The sequence below is a fragment of the Vibrio ostreicida genome (genome assembly GCF_013074385.2).
Lineage (GTDB): Bacteria > Pseudomonadota > Gammaproteobacteria > Enterobacterales > Vibrionaceae > Vibrio > Vibrio ostreicida.
The window spans coordinates 772,288-794,942 of record NZ_JABEYA020000001.1; the positions used below are offsets into that span (position 1 = coordinate 772,288).

Sequence of the window (22,655 nt, forward strand, 5' to 3'; positions counted from 1 at the left end):
TCAGGTTAACGTTTGACAGCCTTTGCCAAACCTATCAATGATAAAAAACCTCGATATTTATCGGGGTTTTTCTCTTTTCTGCTGATTATTTTTTCATTTACGCTCTTAATATCTTGCCTCAATCACATTTAATCACATTCCCTTCCTTCTTATATTGCGTTATTAAATACGTAGTTTTTGGTAATACGCCTATGAGAACGAAAATATAATATACTGATATAAAAGGATATTATTTAATTATATGAAATTTCTTACGTGTTTATACGTAATTTATTGTGTCAATAAGTAAGGGCATTGTTACATTTTTTCAGTGCTCACACTGATTTATCAAAGAGGTGAGATGAATCATCCTAAACGAGGATAAAAAGTCACGGCATTGTGGCTCAAACTCACAAAGGATGTAAACATGACTCCAATCAGACAATCTTTGAAATGGATAGTGAAGGGGGCGGCGGTTATGGCCGCAGTGATGATTGCCTCAACCACAGTCAATGCGGCTGAGAAAGTCTACCGACTGAAGTTGGCTGAGACGTGGGGACCAAACTTCCCCATTTTTGGTGATACGACCAAGAATATGGCCAAAATGGCAGAAGAAATGTCTAATGGTCGTTTGCAGATTCGAATCGATTCTGCAAACAAACATAAGGCGCCATTGGGCGTTTTTGATATGGTCAAATCTGGTCAGTATGATATGGGCCACTCCGCTTCTTATTACTGGAAGGGTAAAGTGCCTAATACGCTTTACTTCACTTCAATGCCCTTTGGTATGTTACCGACAGAGCAATATGCTTGGTTCTATTACGGTGGTGGAATGGAGCTGATGGAAAAAGTGTACTCTCCACATAACATGATGTCTTTTCCTGGCGGCAACACTGATACTCAGATGGGAGGATGGTTTCAGAAAGAAATCAATTCGGTTGATGATCTTAAAGGGTTAAAAATGCGCATTCCAGGTTTTGCGGGTGAAATTCTCGCTGAATTGGGGGCAAAACCAACCAATATTGCACCGGGTGAACTTTATACAGCGTTAGAGCGTCGTACCATTGATGCATTGGAGTGGGTTGGGCCTTCGTTGGATTTGCGTATGGGGTTTCATAAGATTGCGCCCTTCTATTATACAGGGTGGCACGAGCCAGGTACGGAGCTGCAGTTTTTGGTCAATAAGCGCACTTGGGAGCGCTTGCCGGATGATCTTAAAGCGATACTTCAAGTCGCGATGAAGACCGCAGCCTACGATATGTATACACAATCCAAACATGAGAGTGGTAAGAACTGGGCCTCCATACAGTCGGAATATCCTGACGTCCAAGTGAAAAACTTTCCGGATAAGGTGATGACTGCACTGCGTGAGGCCAATCAACGTTTGCTAAAAGAGCATGCGGAAAAAGATGAAATGGCGAACGAAATTCAAGAATCTCAAGCCAATTATATCGAGCAGGTCCGCCCATGGTCCGACATTTCTCACCGCGCTTATTTAAATAGCCAAACGAAAGAGTAAGTGCCCAGAAGGTTGGCTCTTAAGGGTCAACCTTTCCACGAGCTGGGCATAGTGTCCAGCGCTCTTTATCAATCTTTGAGTTGCCTTGCCTCATTTGAGTCATGAACTCACCTCTTCTTTCTACGTACTGCAGCCTAAAAGGTGCGGGTGTTTTTCAAGTTCCATGGAGTAGGGAATGAGAAATCTAATTTATGTTGAACGAGCCTTTAATCGCTTCGGCGATTATTTGGGCTGGTTATCGAGCATGCTTTTTATCCTATTACTTGCCAACGTTGTATACGATGTTGTGATGCGCTATGTCTTCAATGATGTTTCCATTGGTTTTCAAGAAATGGAATGGCATCTGTTCTCAGCTGTATTCCTTTTGGGGGTCCCATACGCAATCAAATCAGGGGGGCATGTTCGCGTTGACCTTTTCTATGAACGCCTGTCACTTCGTGCTCAAGCGGTGATCGACGTATTAGGAACTTTGATTTTCTTATTGCCGTTTTGTTTGCTTGTTGCTTGGTATGGAATCGATTTTGCGAGAGAAAGTTATGATCTGGGTGAAACCTCTGGTGACCCTGGCGGATTGCCCTATCGATGGGTGATTAAGGCGATGATACCGCTGTCCTTCTTATTTATGGCGGTTAGTGGTGGAGGGTTTTTAGTTCACTCTCTGAACAAAATTTTCAATCCTCATTTAATGTACACCAATTCAACTCAACTCAAATAAGGAAGCAGAAATGGTTGGTATTGTGATGTTTTTTGTTGCCTTGTTTGCCTTACTACTGGGCTATCCTGTTGCGTTTACATTTGGCGGAATTGCGCTGATTTTCGGTGTGTGGGCGGAAGGGATGGACATGTTTGCGTTTATGCCTTATCGCATTCAATCCATTATGGAAAATACTGTGCTTATGGCAGTCCCTCTGTTTGTATTTATGGGGTTGGTGTTGCAAAAAACACGTTTAGCAGAACAGTTGCTCGAATCCATGGGAAAGCTATTTGGCGGTGTTCGGGGTGGTATTGCCATTTCGACCGTATTAGTCGGGGCGCTGTTGGCGGCTTCAACAGGTGTTGTTGGAGCATCTGTGGTTGCTATGGGCTTGATTTCTTTGCCCGTCATGCTCAAGTATAATTATGACAAGGGGTTGGCATGCGGCACTATTTGTGCGTCAGGGACATTAGGTCAAATCATTCCCCCTTCGATTGTCCTTATCCTGCTGGGAGATGTACTGGGGGTTCCAGTTGGAGACTTGTTTCAAGCAGCGGTTTGGCCAGGTCTGGTTTTGGTCGGAGCCTATGTGATCTATATTCTGATTTACGCTCAATTCAACCCACAAGCCGCGCAGTCTATTCCACGTGATCAATCCATCAGTCGTAAGCAAGAAGTGCTGACGGCTTTAAAAGCAGTGATACCACCACTGGCGCTGATTGTTGTCGTGCTAGGGTCTATTTTTGCCGGGGTTGCGACGCCGACCGAATCTGCAGCTTTGGGTGGCGCGGGCGCGATTGCCTTAGCCCTGATTTATAAACAGTTTAGTTGGACAATGGTCTATGAAGCTTCGAAAGAGACCGTCAAGGTAACGGCAATGGTCTTCGCTATTCTATTGGGTGCAACCGCTTTCTCAATGGCTTTTACCTATACAGGGGGCGATTATCTGGTTGAAGAGTGGATGTTACAAATCCCGGGAGATAAATGGGGTTTCTTGATTATGACCATGTTAGTGATTCTTGTTTTAGGTTTTTTTATCGACTTTGTGGAAATTTGCTTCATTATTGTCCCCATAATTTCGCCAGTCGCAGAAATTATGGGGATAAACATGACGTGGTTTGCCATTTTAATCGCAATGAATTTACAAACTTCCTTTCTCACCCCACCATTTGGCTTCAGCCTATTCTATTTGAAGGGCGTTGCGCCTAAAGGGGTGACGACCAGAGATATTTATCGTGGAGTGATGCCGTTCATTGGCATTCAGGTGCTGGTGTTGGCGTCCCTTTTGTTCTTCCCTGGATTTTATGGAATGTGATCACCCGATTACAGAAACGGAAACAGACTTGCTAAAGTATAGCTGCTCAATATGGGCAGCTTTTTAGTTTGGGAGAAGGGATGCCTCTGAAAGCCAAGTTGATTTTACTCAGTCTGTTGCCGTTGTTGCTTGTTATGGCGCTGACCAGTTGGATCGCTATCTATCAGGCCAAGATGCTAGGTGAGAAAGAAGTGGATATCTTTCATTCTAGTCTTATTCAGTCTAAAGAGTCGGCACTCAAGGATCTCGTCGACTTGGCGCTGGATGCTATAGAACACATTTACAATGACCCTTCGTTGGAAGAAAGCATCGCCAAACAAAAGGTGAAAGCTATCATCAGTCGACTAGAATACGGTACTGATGGGTATTTTTTTGTCTACGACCAATACGGAACGAACTTGGTGCATCCGATCATGCCTGCACTGGTTGGGCAAAATCTGATGGATATACAAGACGAAAATGGTAATCCTCTGATTGAGGAGCTTTTGATTGAGGCGCAGTCAGGAGGAGGGTTTCATCAGTATCTTTGGATAAAGCCCTCCAGCGGAGAGAGTGTCAACAAGTTGAGTTATGCCGCGTGGTTAGATAAATGGCAGTGGATGGTTGGTACTGGCCTTTATATTGAAGATGTGACAGAGGAGGTCAGTAATCTTCAGTTGGCAGTGAACAACAATATTGACACGACCTTTTTTACTTTGAGTGTGATCGTTCTCGTGACGGTTGCCGTGATTGTTGTCATTACGCTGGCGGTCAATCTACATGAACATCGGCTTGCAGATAAGAGCCTCAAGGAACTGGTTCATAAAACAGTGATGTTTCAAGAGGATGAAAAGAAGTACCTTGCTCGCGAGTTACATGATGGAATTAATCAATTGCTCGTCTCTAGCCAGTGCCATCTAGAATTGCTGGCATCAAAACTTACCCATAGTGAACAGAAACAGCATCTGGCGAAGTCGCAAAACTCGCTCAAGTCGGCGATGAATGAAGTTCGGCATATCTCACATCAGCTTAGACCGAGCGCACTTGATGATATAGGGCTTGAAGCGGCAATGAGCACATTACTTATGGACTTTAAGGCACATTCTGGCACAGAGGTTGAAGCTTCATTATCAACTCAGGAGGGTAAACTAAAATCGGAAGTCGCCACAACCCTTTACCGAGTGGCACAAGAAGCGCTGACCAACATCGAAAAACACGCTCAGGCGGACACCGTGACTCTTATATTGCAGCAATTAGGGAATATGCTGCAATTGATTATCCGGGATGATGGTGTGGGATTTGAAGTGAGTACAGCCCTTAGAACCTCGGGGATCGGTTTAAGGAATATGCGAGAAAGAGTGGAGTTTCTAGGAGGTGACTTCGAGCTGGAAAGTGAAGTCGGCCTGGGGACGGAACTGACGGTGTTATTAAAACTAGATGGGTTAATGTATGGATAAACCAATCAGTGTATTAATTGTCGATGATCATCAAGTGGTTCTGGATGGCTTTATGGCGCGTTTACAACTTGAGCCCGACATTAACGTCGTTGGCTCTGCGAGCAATGGCTTAGAAGCGATTGAACAGGTGAGAGTGTTACGACCTGATGTGGTGCTAATGGATGTGAGTATGCCGCTAATGGGTGGGATTGAAGCAACCAGTATTATCAAGCAGGAACAGCCCGACATTAAGGTTTTGATGCTGACTATGCACGACAATAGAGAGTATATCATGAAAGTGATGCAGGCGGGTGCTGTGGGTTACATGCTCAAGGAAATCTGCTCACGGAGAATGGTACAGGCGATTAAAACCGTTTATCAAGGGGCTACATACTTTTGTGAATCGGTTACCCAGACTCTGTTTTCTCAGCAAGAAATTGCAGTTGCGCAAAAACCCAATCCACTCAGTCGACGAGAGCAGGCGGTACTCAAATGGGTTGCTGAAGGTTACAGCAGTAAGAAAATAGCAGCTCTGCTCGACATTAGTTATCGAACAGTAGAAACGCATCGCCAAAACATTAAACAGAAACTAAATTTGCATAGTACCGCCTCTTTAGCTAAGTACGCGGTGGAACAAGGTCTGGTTGAATAACGCCTTGGTTTGATGCCTTTAGGGGCTCAATTTGTGGCAAAAACAGGAGGTTGAGATGGCTTATCCGAAAAATACCCATTCAGAATATCATGCTCATGTATATTTTGATGAAGCGACGACAGATTTTTCTGCTGAGTTGAGAGAGCAGCTGCAAGGGACATTTTCCTTATCTGTCGGTCCTTTTAATCAACGCCCTGTGGGACCACATACGATGTGGAGCTTTTCCATAACCTTTAGCCAGTGTGACTTTGAATGGTTCATTCCTTGGCTTGATCATGCTCGTGGCCGTCAGCCGGTGTTGGTTCATGCGGTCACAGGAGATGACATCAATGACCACACACTTTTTGCCTATTGGTTAGGTCAAGAAGTCGATCTGGATCTCACGGTGTTTCCAAGCCGTTGAACGTCATATTGGGGTAGCGTTCCTACCATTTTAGACTTTCTTTCGGAGGGTTATGATAAAAAGCGAATGCCTCTTTTTTGTGATAGCTTTTACCTATTAATTTTATCGGTTTAATGGTTTTTATATTTCTCTAATAAGTGATTATATTGAAGACATCAAAGAGATTGACCTTTAGTTATCAAAGAGAAAGGGGATAAAATTATGACACATAACGTAAACTTAATTGGCCTTAATAGTGAAAAATCTCAGGTCTTAGCTGCAGAGCTCAACGGACTCATTGCTCACTATCAGGTACTTTATATGAATACTCGAGGTTATCATTGGAACATCAAAGGCCGCCAGTTCTTTGAATTGCATGCAAAGTTTGAGGAAATCTATACCGACCTTCAGAGCAAAATTGATGAATTGGCCGAGCGTGTATTGACCATAGGATCGACACCAGATCATAGCTTTAGCCAATATTTAAGTAAAAGTTCGATTGATGAACATCAGAATGCGACCACAGGACAAGAATGTGTCCGAGGGTTAGTACACGGATTTGGATTACTGTTGACAAAGCAGCGGGCAATCCTTGAAAAAGCAGAAGAGGCACAAGATGAAGGGACTGCAGCGCTGATGGGTGACTACATCCGAGAGCAGGAAAAGCTAATCTGGATGCTTAACGCTTACTTGCAATAAGTAATGAGTAAAAAAACCTGTTTAAATAAACAGGTTTTTCTTGAGTTATTGAAGAGTGAGATGCATACTGTTTTTAAATACAGTATCGGAGGTGGCTTATGTTGTGGGATACCCTTGAACGTGTTAATCGCCTACGCCAAGAGGCGTTAAGAGATCCAGAGTTTATTCGTTCAGCAAAAGCGCATAAAAGAGCGTTGGAGTTTCAAGACTCAACTGAGGTGGGCCATGCAAAATGTTCTGCCAAATCGAAGAAAGAAAAAGCGTTATCTGATATTTTTCAAAAATCCGAGTTTGGTTTCAACCCAGCAGGAACCCATCACTGAGACATTTCTAACGCAGTCCGCCCGACCTTTTTCGTTGTTTCTAGAATAGGGCTATTGTGTTGCTCAGTTTAGGGCATTGTTGTCTTAATCGGTAGAAATATGAGAGTGGGCTCGCTTTATGCATTGAAATTAATGCTTAAGATTTCCCTTTTATTGCCGATGTTATACTATTGATGAATGGAACTTTGTTAATCATAGTAAAGGAAACATTCCTCTTTGGTAGTCCTCTAGGTGTGTTGGAGAAGATTGATGAATGATGTTGAACAAAAACGCGATTATTACCGCTTAAAGTACCCAAAGCGCTATAGGCCTTCGGTGAACTTCTCTAGTGAGCAATTTCATGTCACTGAAGTGTCTGAAGGGGGAATTCGTGTTGCTGTCAATCCCTTTACCAATTGGTATAAAGGTCTCTCTTTGTCAGGCACGCTGACGCTTCACAATAATATGCAAGTTAAAGTAGAAGGGGCGGTATTAAGGTTCGACAACAATGAAGTGGTTCTTAAACTCGTCAAAGGGCCAACGTTTAAGAATATGGTTGAAGAACAGCGCTATATTCGTCAAAAATACCCTGAGCACTTTATCGTCAAATCAACGCAAGTTGCGTAAGTTTAAGGCCGTTGTCTTCTGATGACTTACATCACTAGCAAACAGGAGGGAAGCGGATATCTCAACCAAAAGGGTATGACCAATCTTATCAGAAAACACTACCCTTTAAGCCATTGACCTTAATCACTTTTAGCATCTTAGTTCTCGTTCGACATATCTCATCCATGACACCTTTAAGACTCGTTAAATTTGGCGCGAGTTGCATAAGGTTGCCTCCTAGTTAGGTGTATATATTATCAGGCTAGGTCACATGTTTAAACATTGAGAGGCATTCGGATAACAGTACGCCTTAATTGAAATCAGTATGTTGAGGAAACACCAGTGAAGACAATATCAACTATTATCATGTTGTTCTTTCTAAGCGGATGTTTAGGAATGCCAGAGAACATCGCTCCTGTGAATGATTTCCAGTTAAATAAATATCTGGGACGGTGGTACGAGGTGGCGAGGTTGGATCATTCATTTGAAAAAGGACTGAGCAATGTCACGGCTGAATACAGGCTAAATCAGGACGGTGGGATTTCTGTCATCAACCGAGGCTACTCTGAGACAAAAAATCAGTGGAAGGAAGCTAGCGGCAAGGCTTATTTTGTCCGTCAACCCGATCAAGGCTACCTGAAAGTTTCTTTTTTTGGACCATTTTATGGGTCCTACGTTATTTTTGGGATTGAAGAAGAAAACTACGATTATTCGTTTGTTTCTGGCCCAAATAACGATTACCTATGGTTGTTATCCCGAACTCCAAGCGTCGATGATAGCGTGATTGACGCCTTTATTACCCTGTCTCAGCAATACGATTTTAATACGGAAGCGCTTATCTTTGTTGACCAAAATATGAATCTGCAATAAGCCGTACTTTACAGAAGCCACTCTAAGACGAAATAGAGTGGCTAACTCTGATCACCACATCAGGTCGTCCGGTACGACAAAATCAGCGTAAGGGTCGTCCTCTTTTAGAGTATCGGATGAGGGTGTATTTTGTTCTATGATCGAATGGTCATCACGTTGAGCAATTTTGTTAGCGACGGTACTGGGTATAACAGCATAGCTATCATTAAATCGTGTTATCGCCAAAATACCTTTAATCAATTGCTCACGAACCATAGATCCCACGTACAGTGATTTGACCAATGTGCCATCGGTAAAGTTGTATTTTATTTCACCGTCGTGTAGGTCTATCTTATTCATTTCAATCAGTTGCTTTATTTGAAATTGAACTTCTTTGTTAAGACGCTGCTCATTTTGTTGAACACTTAGCTCTTGGTCGCGCTCCAACTGTTGACGTTTTTGTTCTTCGACAGCAGCTTTCACTTCCCGAGCTTGCACTCGTGATTTTTTTGAGCCTTTCTTGGCTTTTTTGAGCTTCTTCTCATTGACCAGACCCGCTTTTAGCATCTGTTCCTGTAGTGATAGTTTTGCCATTGTGATTCCATGTTTGATCGACGTTTTCTGCATTTTATAGGGACAGAGTTCTCAAATAAAGCTGAACAGTGAATTGTCTGATGGCAAAAATGAAATTTTGTAATATTTCATTGAATTTTGACGTGTTACTTAAGCCATTAAATGTTTGGTATAATCATGAAAGTTAGTTACTTTATACATTTAAATGCTTGCCCTCGTGAATGCGGCTCTGGCTGTCGTTAGCGTCAAGGTGGCCAATGAAAGGACAGCTATGAATATTATCATCGAACAGGAGGTTGCTTTACACCAACATGAAGTGAGGCAATCACCGCGAGAAATTACACGACTTATTCATCCTGAATTCAAAGAGGTAGGTCGATCTGGAGAAAGCTTCGATTTTGTTTCGATTATGACGTTAATGCAAGATGAAAAAACCGCCTCTGGGTATGTCCACGCTCAGGATTTCGAGTGCGTTCGGTTGGAGCCATCGGTTCAACTGCTGTTGTACAAATCAGCGTGGGTCGATGAAAGTGGTAAAAAAGGTGAATTTACCAAGCGGTCTTCTCTATGGACGTTTACAGGTGAGAATTGGCAACTCAAATATCATCAAGGTACGCCATGTGATGCATTTACGTTGTCGGGGTAAGTCTGAGACGTTAACTCACTGAGCAGAAAATTTTTCTAGGATGAACATTATCATGTAGAGGCAGTTATGATATTTACCGAAAATCTGCAACTTAGGCCCGTTTCAAAAGATGACTGGGTTATTTACTCTCAAATTCTCAGTTGTGAAGAGCTAACTCGATTTCTCCCCAAAGGCTGCGCCTACTCACAAAGTGAGATTGAACAGCATGTACAGAGTCGGGTTGAACATTGGAAGAGAGGATTTGGATCGTATGTTATTTTAAAGAAAAGTGAACAAGATCGACCTCTAGGTTATGTTGGTGTAGAGATATGTGGGCGACCGGAGTTTAGTGATATCAGATATGCACTACTACCTCAGTTTCAAGGAAGAGGTTACGCGATCGAAGCTTCACGAGCAGTGATAAAAGAAACGTTCAATTTGGGGTATCATCGAAAAATATACGGTGTATCTTTGCAAGAAAATACGGGGTCTATTACGGTGCTAAAAAAACTTGGAATGCGTTCGGAGCCGAGTATAAACCTGTATGATGATTACCAAGGTTTGTCGACTTTTTCAATCCAACCTAGTGACCTGAAGTAGTACTTATTGCCAGTCATTATTTTTCTATCACAAAGGTTTGGACATCTATCTTGTTCTAAAAACGCTTAAGGGGGTAAGTTGTGAAGGCATTTTCGACAGCACGTTTAGTCATCGAACGCTACCAAAATCAACCACACCACCAAGATGTAATAGCGCGAGTCATGGGGTTATTGACCCAAGAAGTAGTGGTAAACTTGCCGCCTAATTTCCACGGTATTGAGACCATGTTTGCTGCTGAGAAATGGCTTGACACTATGCAGTCAGAAAGCACGCTATTTCTGATCAAACAGAATGTTGATGAAACACTCATTGGCTTTATGTTTATCTATGAAGAAGAGCAAAACGCTCATCTTGGTTATTTGTTTGGAGAAGCTTATTGGGGACAAGGTCTCGCCAGCGAGTTATTGATAGGTCTAGTGAAAACCGTTCACAGAGAAAATTGCTGGTCAAAATTGGTGGCAGGTGTTGAACGCTCCAATCCTGCGTCTGCTAAGGTACTCAGAAAGGCGGGGTTTCATCAACAAAATGAGGAACAAGCTAGCGTATTGTTTTTTGAATATACTTTTGAAAAAGCGGTTCAGTCAACAGACGAAAAATAAAACGATTGTTCCATTACTCGTATAAATAAAGTCAGGCATCGTAATTGTGTATGATTAGTGACTAGATGGTAGATATTGATAAAGTTATGTGAATATAAAGTGTGCTGACTTCTAGTCTCTCGCTAAAAAAGATTCACCTGTCTCTATAGATAGGCGAATATTTTTTATAAACTTTGAAAGCGAACTCTTTGCTTTACGGAGCTGGCGGTCATTTAAAATTGCGCTAGAAATTAACTATCAGTAGGGCTATTCATAGATTCTATAAAAAAGTCCCAATTTCCAGTAATTGACCACTTTCATCTAGATTGACCGTTAACAGGTGTTCTTTACCGAGAACATTGAGCTTCACATACATCACCTTCTTACTTTGGAAGCGTTGGAATAAATCTTCGTCTTTGTCTTTACTCAGCCTCGTTAATGTTGGACGTATGTAGTGTCTGCTAGTGGTTAAATCGAATAGTTTGTCATCGTCACCGAAACGAATTTGAATCTTCCCTGAAATAGGCCTAGTCACATAATGGCTTTTGTTTAAATTTGAAGCAAACACGTGCACGATATCCGACTGTTGCTTCTTTTCGAATATCAGTTTCTTATCTGAGTTCTGATCATTGAGAACTAATTGATACATTCTGTTATTGGGTGAAAATACATTATACTTTTCAACCAGATAGTTATCGCCTGCTTTGTGAATTTTCTCCTCGGTTGCTTCTTGTTGTTTGGGGGCAGCAAATGACCACTGAGAAAAAGCGGCGATAGTGATAAGTAGTGCGGTTCTTATGAGCATTTTCTAATAAACGGCTATTTTAATGTGAGCATGTTAACAATCTGCATTTACAGTATCAATATATTAATGAATAATTTAATTTATAAATAATATTTATTCATAAAAATAGGTAATATTTGGTCAGTTAATTTTTTTAATCAATAGTAATAGTTGCTAGTCGTATCGGTCAATTAATGCTCCAGTTTATCACTGCTTCTCTATTATGATGCTAGTTTCGTATTGGGTGAAGTATTGGTCAACACTGTATATGTGCCAGCAATAAGTTGACCAACTTACTAAGTTTAGAACCCTAATTGTTCCTTTTTTGTTGTTATCACTTGTTTATTACCTTCCCGTGTAAAAAAAATGTTACTAATTTTTAAATTAAGTCATTTTAAATCAATGCATTATGCTCACTAGGTCTCTCTGTTACCTTTTGTTTACAATTGGGCGGTTTTTTGTTTCTAGAATGATTTTGGGTCTGTTTATTCACTTCCTCTCCAAGTTGGTTCAAATTAGCAACAAAGGACGTCACTAATTACTGAGGAAGAACCAATGAATCAAGCATACAATCCACTTGGCACAGATGGGTTCGAGTTTGTCGAGTACACAGCGGCGACTAATGAGGGGATTAGGCAACTCAAGGCTTTGTTTGTTGCTTTAGGGTTTGCCGAGATAGCCAAACACCGCTCCAAAGAAGCGTGGCTATACCGACAAGGAGACATTAGCTTTATCGTTAATGCACAGCCACATAGCCAAGCAGAAAAATTTGCTCAGAATCATGGGCCATCGGTCTGTGGGATGGCATTTCGAGTGCAGGATGCGGGGCTTGCAATGAAGCATGCTTTGGATAACGGTGCTGAGGAATTTACGACACCAGTAGGGCCGATGGAATTAAGTATTCCCGCGGTTTATGGGATTGGGGAAAGCTTGCTGTATTTTGTTGACCGTTATGGTAAGCGAAGTATCTACGATGTGGATTTCAACTTCTATGAGGATGCAGACAGCCGTTTGTCCGATGCCGATGTGGGTCTCTATGACATTGACCATCTGACACATAATGTCAAACAAGGCAACATGGATGTGTGGTCTGGCTTTTACGAGCGAATTGGTAATTTTCGTGAAATTCGCTATTTCGATATAGAAGGTAAGCTAACTGGTTTGGTCAGTCGTGCGATGACAGCGCCATGTGGAAAAATTCGTATCCCTATCAATGAATCCTCTGACGATAAATCACAGATTGAAGAGTTTATTCGTGAATACAACGGTGAAGGAATTCAACACATTGCCATGTCGACAGACAACATCTATCAAACGGTTAAGACATTGCGTGATCGAGGGATGGATTTTATGCCAACCCCAGACACCTATTACGAGAAACTCAACACTCGCGTTGAAGGGCATAGCGAAGACGTCGATAAGCTAAAAGATTTACAGATCCTTATTGATGGAGCACCGACGAAAGATGGCATCCTACTACAAATATTCACTCAAACAGTTATCGGCCCAGTGTTTTTTGAAATCATACAACGCAAGGGTAATGAAGGTTTTGGTGAAGGTAACTTCAAAGCATTATTCGAGTCGATTGAAGAGGATCAAATTCGTCGAGGAGTATTAAGCGATGCATAAATGGATTACATTCCCTCACCGGGAGGGAGTGTGTTCTAAACAAGCGCACGCGGATTTCCCGGAAGAAGCGATTTATGAGCGCGAAGCGGGCCGAAGTGGGTTCTTCGGGCCCGCAGCACATTTCCACCATCAACATGCCCCAACGGGTTGGTCGGAGTGGGAAGGTGAACTCAGGCCTAGAGCGTTCAATTTGAATTTGGTGGAAAAATCAGCCCAGATATCGCCTTGGGCGGTGCCTGTCTTACTGCACAATAAGGAGTGTAAGATCCGAGTTTGGCGCATTGAAACACCGATGGAATTCTTAGTTCGAAACGCGGATGGCGATGAGCTTCTTTTTGTCCATGAGGGCGAAGCGGATTTTTACTCTGATTATGGGCATATGAGGATTTCTGAAGGCGACTACGTGGTGATTCCTCGTTCCACTAACTGGCGTATTGAACCGACAAAGCCAATGTTTATTCTGATGGTTGAAAATACTGACGCAGCCTATTCTTTACCAGAAAAAGGGATGGTAGGTAATCATGCTGTGTTTGACCCTGCGATCCTTGAGGTCCCCTCAATTAACGAGAAGTTTAAAGCTCAGTACGGTGAAACGCCCACTCAGGTTCAGTTAAAAAGGCACGAAAAAGTGAGCGTTATCACTTATCCCTTTAACCCTTTGGATGCGATTGGCTGGCACGGTGATTTGTCTGTAGTAAGGCTCAATTGGCGCGACATCAGACCATTGATGTCCCATAGGTATCATTTGCCGCCATCGGCGCACACCACATTTGTTGGCGCTGGCTTTGTCGTATGCACTTTTGTACCTAGACCCATTGAAAGCGATCCTGGTGCGTTAAAGGTGCCATTTTACCATAACAATGATGATTATGATGAGGTGTTGTTTTATCACGCTGGGGATTTCTTTAGTCGAGACAATATTGAGGCAGGGATGATGACCTTTCATCCTGCAGGTTTTACTCACGGACCTCATCCTAAAGCGTTTAAAGCGGGTCGAGAATATAAAAAGAAGTTCACCGATGAAGTCGCGGTCATGATTGATGCAAGGCATGCGCTCCATTTTGGTGACGAAGCTCGTGCAGTCGAAAATCCAGAATATGTCTACAGCTGGATATCACACCCTAAAGAATAAAGGCATTGATAATGAAGTTAGCGACGTTAAAAAATAATACTCGTGATGGCCAATTGGTGGTTGTCAGTACTGATCTTAGTTTGTGTGCGCCAGTAGGAGAGATCGCGTCTACTTTGCAGTCAGCACTTGATAACTGGTCAAGTGTTGAACCGCAGCTGCTTGAAGTGTATCACGCTCTCAATGACGGTAAATTATCAATTGCGGTTGCTTTTGATCAAAAGGATTGCGAATCGCCACTACCGAGAGCCTATCAGTGGGCAGATGGCAGTGCTTACGTTAATCATGTTGAGCTTGTGCGCAAAGCTCGTGGGGCGGAAATACCAGCAAGTTTTTGGACTGATCCCCTAATGTATCAGGGGGGATCAGATGCGTTTATTGGACCCCAAGATGATATTCCACTGGGAAGTGAAACATGGGGGATTGATTTTGAAGGTGAGGTCGCGGTGATCACTGACGATGTGCCAATGGGCGCGTCAGTTGAAGTGGCTGAGACTAAGATTCGGTTGTTGATGTTAGTCAATGATGTGTCTTTGCGAGGCTTGATTCCTAATGAATTGGCGAAAGGATTTGGTTTCTTTCAGTCCAAACCATCCTCAGCGTTTTCTCCTGTTGCCGTCACACCAGATGAACTTGGAGAGGTTTGGCAAAAAGGCAAAGTTGAACTTCCGCTTTTGTCATTTTACAACGAAGAGGCTTTTGGGTGCCCGAATGCTGGACTTGATATGACGTTTAGCTTTCCTGAGCTCATTGCACACGCAGCCAAAACAAGACCGTTATCAGCAGGTGCCGTTGTGGGTTCTGGGACAGTATCCAATAAACAAGGGACCGATTACGGTACTGCAATTTCAGAGGGTGGTGTTGGATATTCCTGTATAGCCGAAGTTCGTATGATTGAAACGATAAGAGATGGCAAACCATCAACAGACTTTATGAAATTTGGAGACCGGATAAAAATTGAAATGAAAGATAAGGCGGGCCATTCAATATTTGGTGCTATTGACCAAAAAGTGGTTGAGCACTGATGACGGATATATTGCTTTACGGGTATTGGCGTTCTTCGGCAGCCTATCGAGTTAGAATTGCACTCAATCTTAAACGATTGCCTTTTCGGCAGGAATCCGTGAACCTTATCAAAAATGGCGGTGAGCAACATTCTGAGGACTTTCGACAGTTAAATGAGAGTCAACTCGTCCCTGTTCTTATCGATGGTGGGAGGCGACTAACACAGTCGCTCACTATTATCGACTATTTGGATGAGCAGTACCCTGAGTACTTGCTCACACCAGCGGATATAGACAAACGTTTTGTTGTTAAGGCCATGGCTCAAGATATTGCGATTGATATTCACCCACTCAATAACCTTCGTGTCTTGCAGTATTTGACTGATCAGCTGGCAACGAAAGATGAAGCTAAATCAGGCTGGTATCGCCACTGGATAGAAGTCGGGTTTGATTCTTTGGAGAAAAAGCTGTCTAAAACACGAGGGGATTTTTGTGTTGGTGATGACATTACTCTCGTGGATGTCTGCCTGGCCCCTCAGGTCTATAATGCAGAAAGATTTAATGTGGATATAAGCCGTTACCCCAATATTTCAACTGTGACCGAGTCACTGATGAAGCAGCCTGCATTTATTGAGGCCCAGCCAGAAAACCAACCCGATGCCTTAATCGCTTGAAAATACAGAGCCCTTACCGACATAGGGCTCTAGTCTGATTTTTGCCCTCTGTGCTCAAGCTCAGCGAGATTGTAATGGCGGACGTCAAGGCGTGCCAACTCGCTACAAGCTTCACAGGAATGATGGTGAAGACCATCAAGGTACTCTAGTTTGATCACTAGACTGGGCTTTTTACACCAGTCGCATATCCCTTCAATGTTAAACATCGATCTATTCCAACTCATTTGGTCCATAATATTTTGGGCAAAAATTATGACATATGAATGACTTATAAGTTAACTGTTTGTTATCCAGCTTGGGAAGGGGATCGATTGCGCGATGTGGAAGAATAGGCAATCAGGTTATATTGATGCTCTACTTTCTTTGAACATGAGTGATTATAATTTTAAGTGCTCGATTCAGCCGTTTCATTTCTTCATCACTCCCTTTAAGATCGGGATGATATATTTTACACAATTGTTTATAGCGGACCTTAATTTGTTTTTCAGCTGGAATCGTTTCAATTTTGAAACCAAACAGTGAACACGCATGAGACAGGTTTTGATCAACGGCTGCGGCTGTGGGTTGCTGAGTCTTACTGTTGCTCGTAGTGTGTGAGCCTTGAATTTTTTTAAACTGCCGGTAGAGCGTTTCCAGTTGTTTTTTTTGTTGTTTTAGTAAGACATTCTTCTCTTTGAGTTGAGATTCTAACCGACGCTTATCTGAAGCTAAGTCATTTTGAGAGAGTTTGGTGTCGGCCTTAAGTCTGCGTAATGTGCGAGCCATCCAAAACATCAAGATCAGCAATACGATTGATGAAATGAGTAACCAATAAATAACGTTGTTGGCGCGTTTTCTTGGCCCTGCTTTACTTTTCGCTATAGGGCTAAGTTCAATGGTGGAATCATCAAATACCATGTCTAATTGGCCAACGGAAGACACTTGCTTTGCGCGTTGAGCGTTAAATTTTTTTTCAAGGACGCTGGCATAGGCTCGCTGAGCCTCTTCGCTTTGGTCAGAAGCGATACGGTACCAGACTTCAGCAAAATCAAGATGGTTGGATGGCTCAGAAAGGCTTTCTAGCACTTTACCAAGATTGAGTTGGGCTTGAGGGCTTCCTGTGAGGGCGAATCGAGTTAACCAGTAGAGCCCTTCCTGTTGATTGTACGATGGCTTCCCATTGTTTAAGTACAATGTGACAAGTTGTGCAGTAGCGTTCACATTCCCTTGGTTTGCTGCTTTTTCGAACCAATAAAGAGCTTCTTCAATGGCTGCCGGATTATTTTTCTCGTTGAGGTATTGGTTTGCTAATTGGATTTGGGCTTGAACGTCATCGTTCTGCGCCTTGGACATAAGGGCTTCACTAGGTTTTGAGAAACTGGTCCCAGAAAAAAACAAGAACAACAAAACGCTGAAAAATTTCAAGATATCCCTAATCCATCAAATCGGCTAACCTGCACTATAGTCTAATGTATTTCTGGCACAATTAAAAAATGGCTCACCAGAAAATCCTATTTAATTGTGTACAATATGACCTCGATTCCTTTCGGTGTAGAATTTGGGTTTCGATGCGATGATCACGACGGGGTCTTGATGGTTGCTCTTAGGATAAGCGACGTGCTCGGCGCGCTAGAGAGGGGATCAAGGATTGCGCCTTTGGCCTGAGTTTGTTTCTGATTTACCTGTGGTGGTATTTCACTGTTGAGTCACCCGATGGCCACTCACGATCGCAGGGGCCATTATAGTAAGCGTAAACTTTTTCACGCAAACTTGGTTTAAGAGTTGTGAATAGAATGCACGCATTGCTGTTGATGATGCCAATTAGGTAAGCTGTCCTTTATAAGAATGACAACACCGCGGGTAATGGATGGTATTACCGGATCATTTTAGGGGCCTGAGCTCCGTCGATAGGGCGGCTAACAGACACTGTCCTGCCTTTTTTAAGGCCAACTTCGTAGTCATCTGTGAGGTTCTTCATCGCGTCACGCAACTGTTGTTTAAAGGTTTCCCGATCGATATTTTTGAATTCTTTATCGATATAGTCGTCAATTTTTTTATTTGATTCATCATCAGACGTTATGATTGGAAGCTTTTCGATTGCTCCTTCAACCCAACCCGAAATAAAAGAATTCACTCTCCGTGAAACTTCGCCCGTACTGGTCCCTGAACCAGCAAAACTATTGCGGAACTTGCCAGTTTGTTCGTTAAGTTCGCGATAAACAATATCAAACGCAAAAGCGGCAAAAATTGCTCGGTCAGCCTCGCCAATAAATTCGGCTCTTTTGAGGCCTTTATGGTTGGTTAGTACGGCTTCAACACCAAACTTAGTGTTGATACTACGAATAATACGCAGGAGGGTAGAACTAATATTGGATGGCAACAAGTGCGTCGATTTGGTTTTGCCCATTTTGATGAATTCAATATCATCTTTGTCCAAGCCATACTTGAGCATCAGGCTATGCGCCATTTTGATCGCATTTGCCGCTTCATTTACGTTGGCTGAGTTGCCAAGCTCAAGGCACTTAGCAATTTTTTTGAGGGCTTTTTGTTTATCCATCGACAATCGAAAATCTCTCTGATTTTTACGAAGTCGACTATATTAACGTGCTTTAAGTCAAAACGAAACTGTCTCGATACGTATTCAACCAAATAGTTGGTTGCGTTGACGTTGAAAAGTGAGAGAGATAGGCCGTTGCGAGTTGGCAATGGCCCAAGTAAGGATGATTAGATACCAAGCTCATCGAGCAAGTCGCTGTCATCGGGGGTGGCTTCTTGCTTTGGTGCTTTCTTTTTAGACTTAATGTCTTGTTGCGCTTGTTCTAGGATTGCATCTGGGGATTGTTCTTCTGTTGATTCAAATTCCTCAAGCTGAATAAACTCAGTTTTGTCCATTGCAAGCTCTAAATAGAATATGTTGCCGCTTTCCGTCGAGAAAGTAACCCGGCGAGCTTGAGGGCGGTCTAAATTGGTGTCGACAGACAAGATAACTTGTTTATTCAACGTCAGCATCTTGGGCTGATTCTGAGTTATGTGTGTCTGTAGATCTTTTCTAACTTGGTTGGTAAAGTCACCCACCAATTGATTCATCAGTTCTCCCAATACATCTCCCACTTCATCAGAGGTATGTAATACGGCTAATTCTTCCTCCGGCATGCCCATATTTCGCATGTAAGCCGTATAAAGCTCCAACGCAGCTTTTGAATCAAAATTAATGACAACGAGCCCTGAGAAGCCGCCATCAAACAAGACAAAGCAACCGAAATCAGGTTTTAAACTCGTTTTGGTAATTTTTTGTACCATGGCGGAGTAACCAATGTCAGAATTTGTGGCGGAAGAAAGAACACTCGATACCGATTGACACAGTTTCAGCAGGATATCTTCTGTTGTGATAATTTTATTTTTTTTCATTGATGACTCGCTCATGAAAGACACTTACTCATACAGTAATAATAGGTAAGTGTGGATAAGAAATGCAATTAGCGCCATTGTTGCACCGGATTTCTGATTTAATCACCCTAACAAATGTTGTAAAGTGACGAAAATCATAAAAAATCATTGTTGAAATGAAACCCAATGCTGATCGGATCAGTGTAGTAGGGGCAGGAAGCAAATGTTACCAAAATTATCTTCTCAAATTGATGTGGATTCCATCGTTGTAAGTTTTCTTGAGGAACTCAAACTCGCTGGGTTTTCTGGGGATATCGAAAGTCAATATTCAAGTCGTTTGGCGGTTGCAACGGACAACAGTGTCTACCAGCAACTCCCTCAGGCGGTGGTTCATCCAAAGTCAACGCAAGATGTCGTGTTGATTGGGCAAATCAGCAGTGCGACTCAATACCAGTCTGTCACCTTTTCTCCTCGCGGCGGTGGCACAGGAACCAACGGGCAGTCACTGACCAAGGGCATCGTGGTGGATTTGTCTCGCCATATGAACAAGATTCTGGAAGTCAACCAGAAAGAGGGTTGGGTTCGGGTTCAAACGGGTGTGATTAAGGATCAACTTAACGATGCGGTTAGGCCGTATGGGTACTTCTTTTCTCCCGATCTATCGACCAGCAATCGAGCTACTTTGGGTGGCATGATCAACACCGATGCTTCAGGTCAGGGGTCCTTAAAATACGGTAAGACGTCTGATCACGTGTTGTCTCTTCAGGCGGTATTTGCTGATGGTTCGATTCTCGAATCGGATTTATCAGATGGCCTGCCAGCGCAGGGAGAATATGCGTACCAAGCCTTGAAGGTTTCGGAAAATGTTTGTCGATCCAAACGCGAACAGATTGTGGCTAAGTTTCCACCACTTAACCGTTTTCTTACGGGTTATGATCTCAAGAACGCATTCAACGAGGAATCGGACAACTTTGATATTACTCGAGTACTATGTGGCTCTGAGGGGTCGCTGGCTTTTGTGACTGAAGCAACCCTCAATCTAACCCGTATTCCTAAAGCTCGAACGTTAATCAATGTCAAATACAACAGTTTTGATGCGGCGTTGCGCAATGCCCCGTTTATGGTTGAAGCGCAAGCGCTTTCGGTTGAAACGATAGATTCCAAAGTACTCAATCTTGCCAAACAAGATATTGTTTGGCATTCGGTCAATGATTTATTGACCGATGTGCCAGGTCATCAGATGGAAGGCATCAATATGGTCGAGTATGCGGGACAAAGCGATTCGGAGCTGGCGCAGCAAGTGAGTGCGCTTACGGATCGTCTAGACGCTATGATGCAGGCGAATGAGGCGGGTATCATCGGGTATCAGATTTGCAGTGATGTCGCCAGTATCGGCCGTATCTACAATATGCGTAAAAAGGCGGTTGGGCTTCTTGGGGGCGCGAAAGGTCGAGCAAAACCCGTTGCTTTTGCTGAGGATACCTGCGTCCCCCCTGAAAATCTGGCAGACTTTATTGCTGATTTTAGGTTATTGCTTGATTCGAAATCACTCAGTTACGGGATGTTCGGCCATGTTGATGCTGGCGTATTGCATGTTCGACCAGCCTTGGATTTATGTGACCCAGAGCAAGAAGCATTGATGCACCAAGTTTCCAATGATGTGGTGAAGCTCGTCTCAAAATACGGTGGCCTTATGTGGGGGGAACATGGCAAAGGTTTTCGCTCAGAGTACGGCCCTGATTTTTTTGGTGATGAATTATTTACTGAGCTAAGAAGGATTAAAGCCGCTTTTGATCCTGATAATAAAATGAATCCAGGAAAGATTTGTACGCCACTAGGTAGCCACCAAGATTTGGTCAAAGTGACGGACCCTAAGCGTGGGTATTTTGACCGACAAATTGAGGTGACAGTGAGAGATAGCTTTAGACAAGCGATGGAATGTAATGGCAATGGGTTGTGCTTCAATTACGATACCTCTTCTCCTATGTGTCCTTCCATGAAGGTGACGGCAGATCGCCGTCATTCCCCAAAAGGTCGCGCTGGTATGGTGCGGGAATGGTTGCGTCAGCTGACGCAACAAGGGGTGGATATTTTGGACCTTGAAAAACAAACGCTGGAGGAAACGTCTTCGATTAAAGCCATGATAGATAGGGTGCGCAATACACTCAATAAGCGCCATGAAGACGACTTTTCTCATGAAGTCTATGAGGCGATGAATGGTTGTTTAGCCTGTAAGGCTTGTGCGAGCCAGTGCCCAATTAAGGTGGATGTCCCAAGTTTTCGCTCTAGGTTCCTTAATCTTTATTATTCACGATATCAACGTCCGGTTAAAGATTACCTTGTTGCGAATATAGAGTCTTTGCTTCCGTTGATGGCTAAAGCCCCTCGTATCGTCAATGGAGTGATGAGTCTGAAGTGGGTGCAAACGCTGACAGCATCAGCAATTGGGTATACGGATGCCCCATTGATGTCTGTCCCCACGTTGGCAACAAGATTAAAGCCGAGCAAAGCCTTCGATTTTGAATCTCTTGGCACCTTGTCTGAACAGGAAAAAGCCAATCATGTTGTCATCGTACAAGATCCTTTCACCAGCTACTATGAAGCTCAGGTTGTTGAAGATTTTATGAAGTTATTGGTGAAGTTGGGTAAGACCCCCGTTTTACTCCCCTTTAAACCAAATGGCAAAGCGCAGCACGTGAAAGGTTTTTTGCAGCGGTTTGCCAACACTGCCCATGACACCGCGCAATTTCTACAGAAAGTCGCTGATATGAAGCTTGCTATGGTAGGCGTAGACCCTGCTCTGGTTCTGTGTTATCGAGATGAATACAACGAAATTCTTGGAGAAAAACAAGGCGATTTTCAGGTTCTTAATGTTCATGAGTGGTTGATACCAAGGCTTGGCGAATTTTCTCCAGTGCCGTCACAATGCATAGAACCTTGGTACTTATTTGCACATTGTACCGAAAAAACCAAGATGCCGAATGCCGAAAAAGAATGGGGAATGATCTTTCATCATTTTGGATTGAACCTGACAACCGTACCAGTGGGGTGTTGCGGTATGGCGGGGACGTTTGGCCATGAGGTTGATAAGTTGAAAATGTCTGAGGATATTTATGCGTTGAGTTGGAAAGGTAATATTGAACAATTGCCTGCTGAGCGATGCCTGATCACAGGCTACTCTTGCCGGAGCCAAGTGAAGCGCTTTACCCATACTCAGGTTCAACACCCACTTCAGGCACTTGCTCAATGGATTTAGCCAAAAATAGCGGCGAGTTTGGATT

24 protein-coding genes are annotated in these 22,655 nt (G+C 43.1%); 18 read left to right on the forward strand and 6 right to left on the reverse strand.

Annotated features, from left to right (window positions below):
- Nucleotides 1-406 precede the first annotated feature (406 nt).
- The 10 genes from HLM86_RS03235 to HLM86_RS03280 all read left to right on the forward strand — a co-directional run bounded on the left by HLM86_RS03235 (nt 407) and on the right by HLM86_RS03280 (nt 8,433).
- On the forward strand, nt 407-1,498 hold the full coding sequence (locus tag HLM86_RS03235) for a TRAP transporter substrate-binding protein (RefSeq protein WP_076589372.1): 1,092 nt from the start codon (nt 407-409) through the stop codon (nt 1,496-1,498).
- Between the two features lie 175 nt (nt 1,499-1,673).
- On the forward strand, nt 1,674-2,213 hold the full coding sequence (locus HLM86_RS03240) for a TRAP transporter small permease subunit (RefSeq protein WP_170881978.1): 540 nt from the start codon (nt 1,674-1,676) through the stop codon (nt 2,211-2,213).
- A 10-nt stretch (nt 2,214-2,223) separates the two neighbouring features.
- Entirely contained in the window at nt 2,224-3,507 is a 1,284-nt protein-coding gene (locus tag HLM86_RS03245) for a TRAP transporter large permease (protein WP_076589370.1), read from the forward strand.
- 80 nt (nt 3,508-3,587) lie between these two features.
- Nucleotides 3,588-4,943 carry a cache domain-containing protein gene (locus HLM86_RS03250; protein ID WP_170881977.1) on the forward strand — a complete coding sequence of 452 codons (1,356 nt, stop codon included), beginning with the start codon at nt 3,588-3,590 and terminating at the stop codon, nt 4,941-4,943.
- Nucleotides 4,936-5,574, forward strand: a complete 639-nt coding sequence (locus HLM86_RS03255) for a response regulator (RefSeq protein ID WP_170881976.1) — start codon at nt 4,936-4,938, stop codon at nt 5,572-5,574. The genes HLM86_RS03250 and HLM86_RS03255 overlap by 8 nt, the downstream gene beginning before the upstream one ends.
- A gap of 55 nt (nt 5,575-5,629) precedes the next feature.
- Nucleotides 5,630-5,977 (forward strand): DOPA 4,5-dioxygenase family protein, encoded by a 348-nt coding sequence (locus tag HLM86_RS03260; protein ID WP_076589367.1) that lies wholly within the window; start codon nt 5,630-5,632, stop codon nt 5,975-5,977.
- Between the two features lie 201 nt (nt 5,978-6,178).
- Complete coding sequence (locus tag HLM86_RS03265; protein WP_170881975.1) at nt 6,179-6,655, forward strand: Dps family protein; 477 nt, start codon at nt 6,179-6,181, stop codon at nt 6,653-6,655.
- A 98-nt stretch (nt 6,656-6,753) separates the two neighbouring features.
- Nucleotides 6,754-6,978 carry a hypothetical protein gene (locus HLM86_RS03270; protein ID WP_076589365.1) on the forward strand — a complete coding sequence of 75 codons (225 nt, stop codon included), beginning with the start codon at nt 6,754-6,756 and terminating at the stop codon, nt 6,976-6,978.
- Nucleotides 6,979-7,227: 249 nt separating this feature from the next.
- On the forward strand, nt 7,228-7,584 hold the full coding sequence (locus HLM86_RS03275) for a PilZ domain-containing protein (RefSeq protein ID WP_076589364.1): 357 nt from the start codon (nt 7,228-7,230) through the stop codon (nt 7,582-7,584).
- Nucleotides 7,585-7,905: 321 nt separating this feature from the next.
- A complete protein-coding gene (locus HLM86_RS03280) occupies nt 7,906-8,433 on the forward strand; it encodes a lipocalin family protein (RefSeq protein ID WP_390224749.1) in 528 nt (175 codons plus the stop codon).
- 51 nt (nt 8,434-8,484) lie between these two features.
- Here the strand turns inward: HLM86_RS03280 and HLM86_RS03285 are convergent, their stop codons facing one another.
- The gene (locus tag HLM86_RS03285) at nt 8,485-9,006 is read right to left on the reverse strand and encodes a DUF2058 domain-containing protein (RefSeq protein ID WP_170881974.1); all 522 of its coding nucleotides are present in this window, start codon (nt 9,004-9,006) and stop codon (nt 8,485-8,487) included.
- 250 nt (nt 9,007-9,256) lie between these two features.
- Between HLM86_RS03285 and HLM86_RS03290 the strand changes: the two genes are divergently transcribed.
- The 3 genes from HLM86_RS03290 (at nt 9,257) to HLM86_RS03300 (ending at nt 10,809) form a co-directional block, all read left to right on the forward strand.
- Nucleotides 9,257-9,631, forward strand: coding sequence for a nuclear transport factor 2 family protein (locus tag HLM86_RS03290; RefSeq protein WP_170881973.1), 375 nt, complete (start codon nt 9,257-9,259; stop codon nt 9,629-9,631).
- Nucleotides 9,632-9,697: 66 nt separating this feature from the next.
- Nucleotides 9,698-10,210 carry a GNAT family N-acetyltransferase gene (locus tag HLM86_RS03295; protein ID WP_170881972.1) on the forward strand — a complete coding sequence of 171 codons (513 nt, stop codon included), beginning with the start codon at nt 9,698-9,700 and terminating at the stop codon, nt 10,208-10,210.
- An 80-nt stretch (nt 10,211-10,290) separates the two neighbouring features.
- Nucleotides 10,291-10,809 (forward strand): GNAT family N-acetyltransferase, encoded by a 519-nt coding sequence (locus tag HLM86_RS03300; RefSeq protein WP_170881971.1) that lies wholly within the window; start codon nt 10,291-10,293, stop codon nt 10,807-10,809.
- A gap of 259 nt (nt 10,810-11,068) precedes the next feature.
- On the opposite strand, the gene HLM86_RS03305 is transcribed toward HLM86_RS03300, so the two are convergent.
- Nucleotides 11,069-11,593, reverse strand: coding sequence for a hypothetical protein (locus tag HLM86_RS03305; RefSeq protein ID WP_170881970.1), 525 nt, complete (start codon nt 11,591-11,593; stop codon nt 11,069-11,071).
- Between the two features lie 534 nt (nt 11,594-12,127).
- Here HLM86_RS03305 and hppD point away from each other — a divergent pair.
- Genes hppD through maiA form a run of 4 tightly spaced genes read left to right on the forward strand, consistent with a single transcriptional unit; the run spans nt 12,128 to nt 16,008 of the window.
- A complete protein-coding gene (gene hppD / locus HLM86_RS03310; protein WP_170881969.1) occupies nt 12,128-13,201 on the forward strand; it encodes a 4-hydroxyphenylpyruvate dioxygenase in 1,074 nt (357 codons plus the stop codon).
- The gene (locus tag HLM86_RS03315) at nt 13,194-14,333 is read left to right on the forward strand and encodes a homogentisate 1,2-dioxygenase (RefSeq protein WP_170881968.1); all 1,140 of its coding nucleotides are present in this window, start codon (nt 13,194-13,196) and stop codon (nt 14,331-14,333) included. Before hppD ends, HLM86_RS03315 begins: the two co-directional genes overlap by 8 nt.
- Before the next feature lie 11 nt (nt 14,334-14,344).
- Nucleotides 14,345-15,355: a fumarylacetoacetate hydrolase family protein gene (locus tag HLM86_RS03320; RefSeq protein ID WP_170881967.1), complete on the forward strand. Its 1,011-nt coding sequence runs from the start codon at nt 14,345-14,347 to the stop codon at nt 15,353-15,355.
- Entirely contained in the window at nt 15,355-16,008 is a 654-nt protein-coding gene (gene maiA, locus HLM86_RS03325) for a maleylacetoacetate isomerase (protein WP_170881966.1), read from the forward strand. Before HLM86_RS03320 ends, maiA begins: the two co-directional genes overlap by 1 nt.
- A 29-nt stretch (nt 16,009-16,037) precedes the next feature.
- On the opposite strand, the gene HLM86_RS03330 is transcribed toward maiA, so the two are convergent.
- The 4 genes from HLM86_RS03330 to HLM86_RS03345 all read right to left on the reverse strand — a co-directional run bounded on the left by HLM86_RS03330 (nt 16,038) and on the right by HLM86_RS03345 (nt 19,395).
- Nucleotides 16,038-16,214 carry a hypothetical protein gene (locus HLM86_RS03330; protein WP_170881965.1) on the reverse strand — a complete coding sequence of 59 codons (177 nt, stop codon included), beginning with the start codon at nt 16,212-16,214 and terminating at the stop codon, nt 16,038-16,040.
- A 148-nt stretch (nt 16,215-16,362) separates the two neighbouring features.
- Nucleotides 16,363-17,340, reverse strand: coding sequence for a tetratricopeptide repeat protein (locus HLM86_RS03335; protein ID WP_254868740.1), 978 nt, complete (start codon nt 17,338-17,340; stop codon nt 16,363-16,365).
- 520 nt (nt 17,341-17,860) lie between these two features.
- A complete protein-coding gene (locus tag HLM86_RS03340) occupies nt 17,861-18,544 on the reverse strand; it encodes a DUF2786 domain-containing protein (RefSeq protein WP_076589352.1) in 684 nt (227 codons plus the stop codon).
- 167 nt (nt 18,545-18,711) lie between these two features.
- A complete protein-coding gene (locus HLM86_RS03345; RefSeq protein WP_076589351.1) occupies nt 18,712-19,395 on the reverse strand; it encodes a DUF3334 family protein in 684 nt (227 codons plus the stop codon).
- Between the two features lie 202 nt (nt 19,396-19,597).
- Here HLM86_RS03345 and ydiJ point away from each other — a divergent pair, with 202 nt between their 5' ends.
- Nucleotides 19,598-22,630: a D-2-hydroxyglutarate dehydrogenase YdiJ gene (ydiJ, locus tag HLM86_RS03350; protein ID WP_170881963.1), complete on the forward strand. Its 3,033-nt coding sequence runs from the start codon at nt 19,598-19,600 to the stop codon at nt 22,628-22,630.
- The last annotated feature ends 25 nt before the right edge of the window (nt 22,631-22,655 follow it).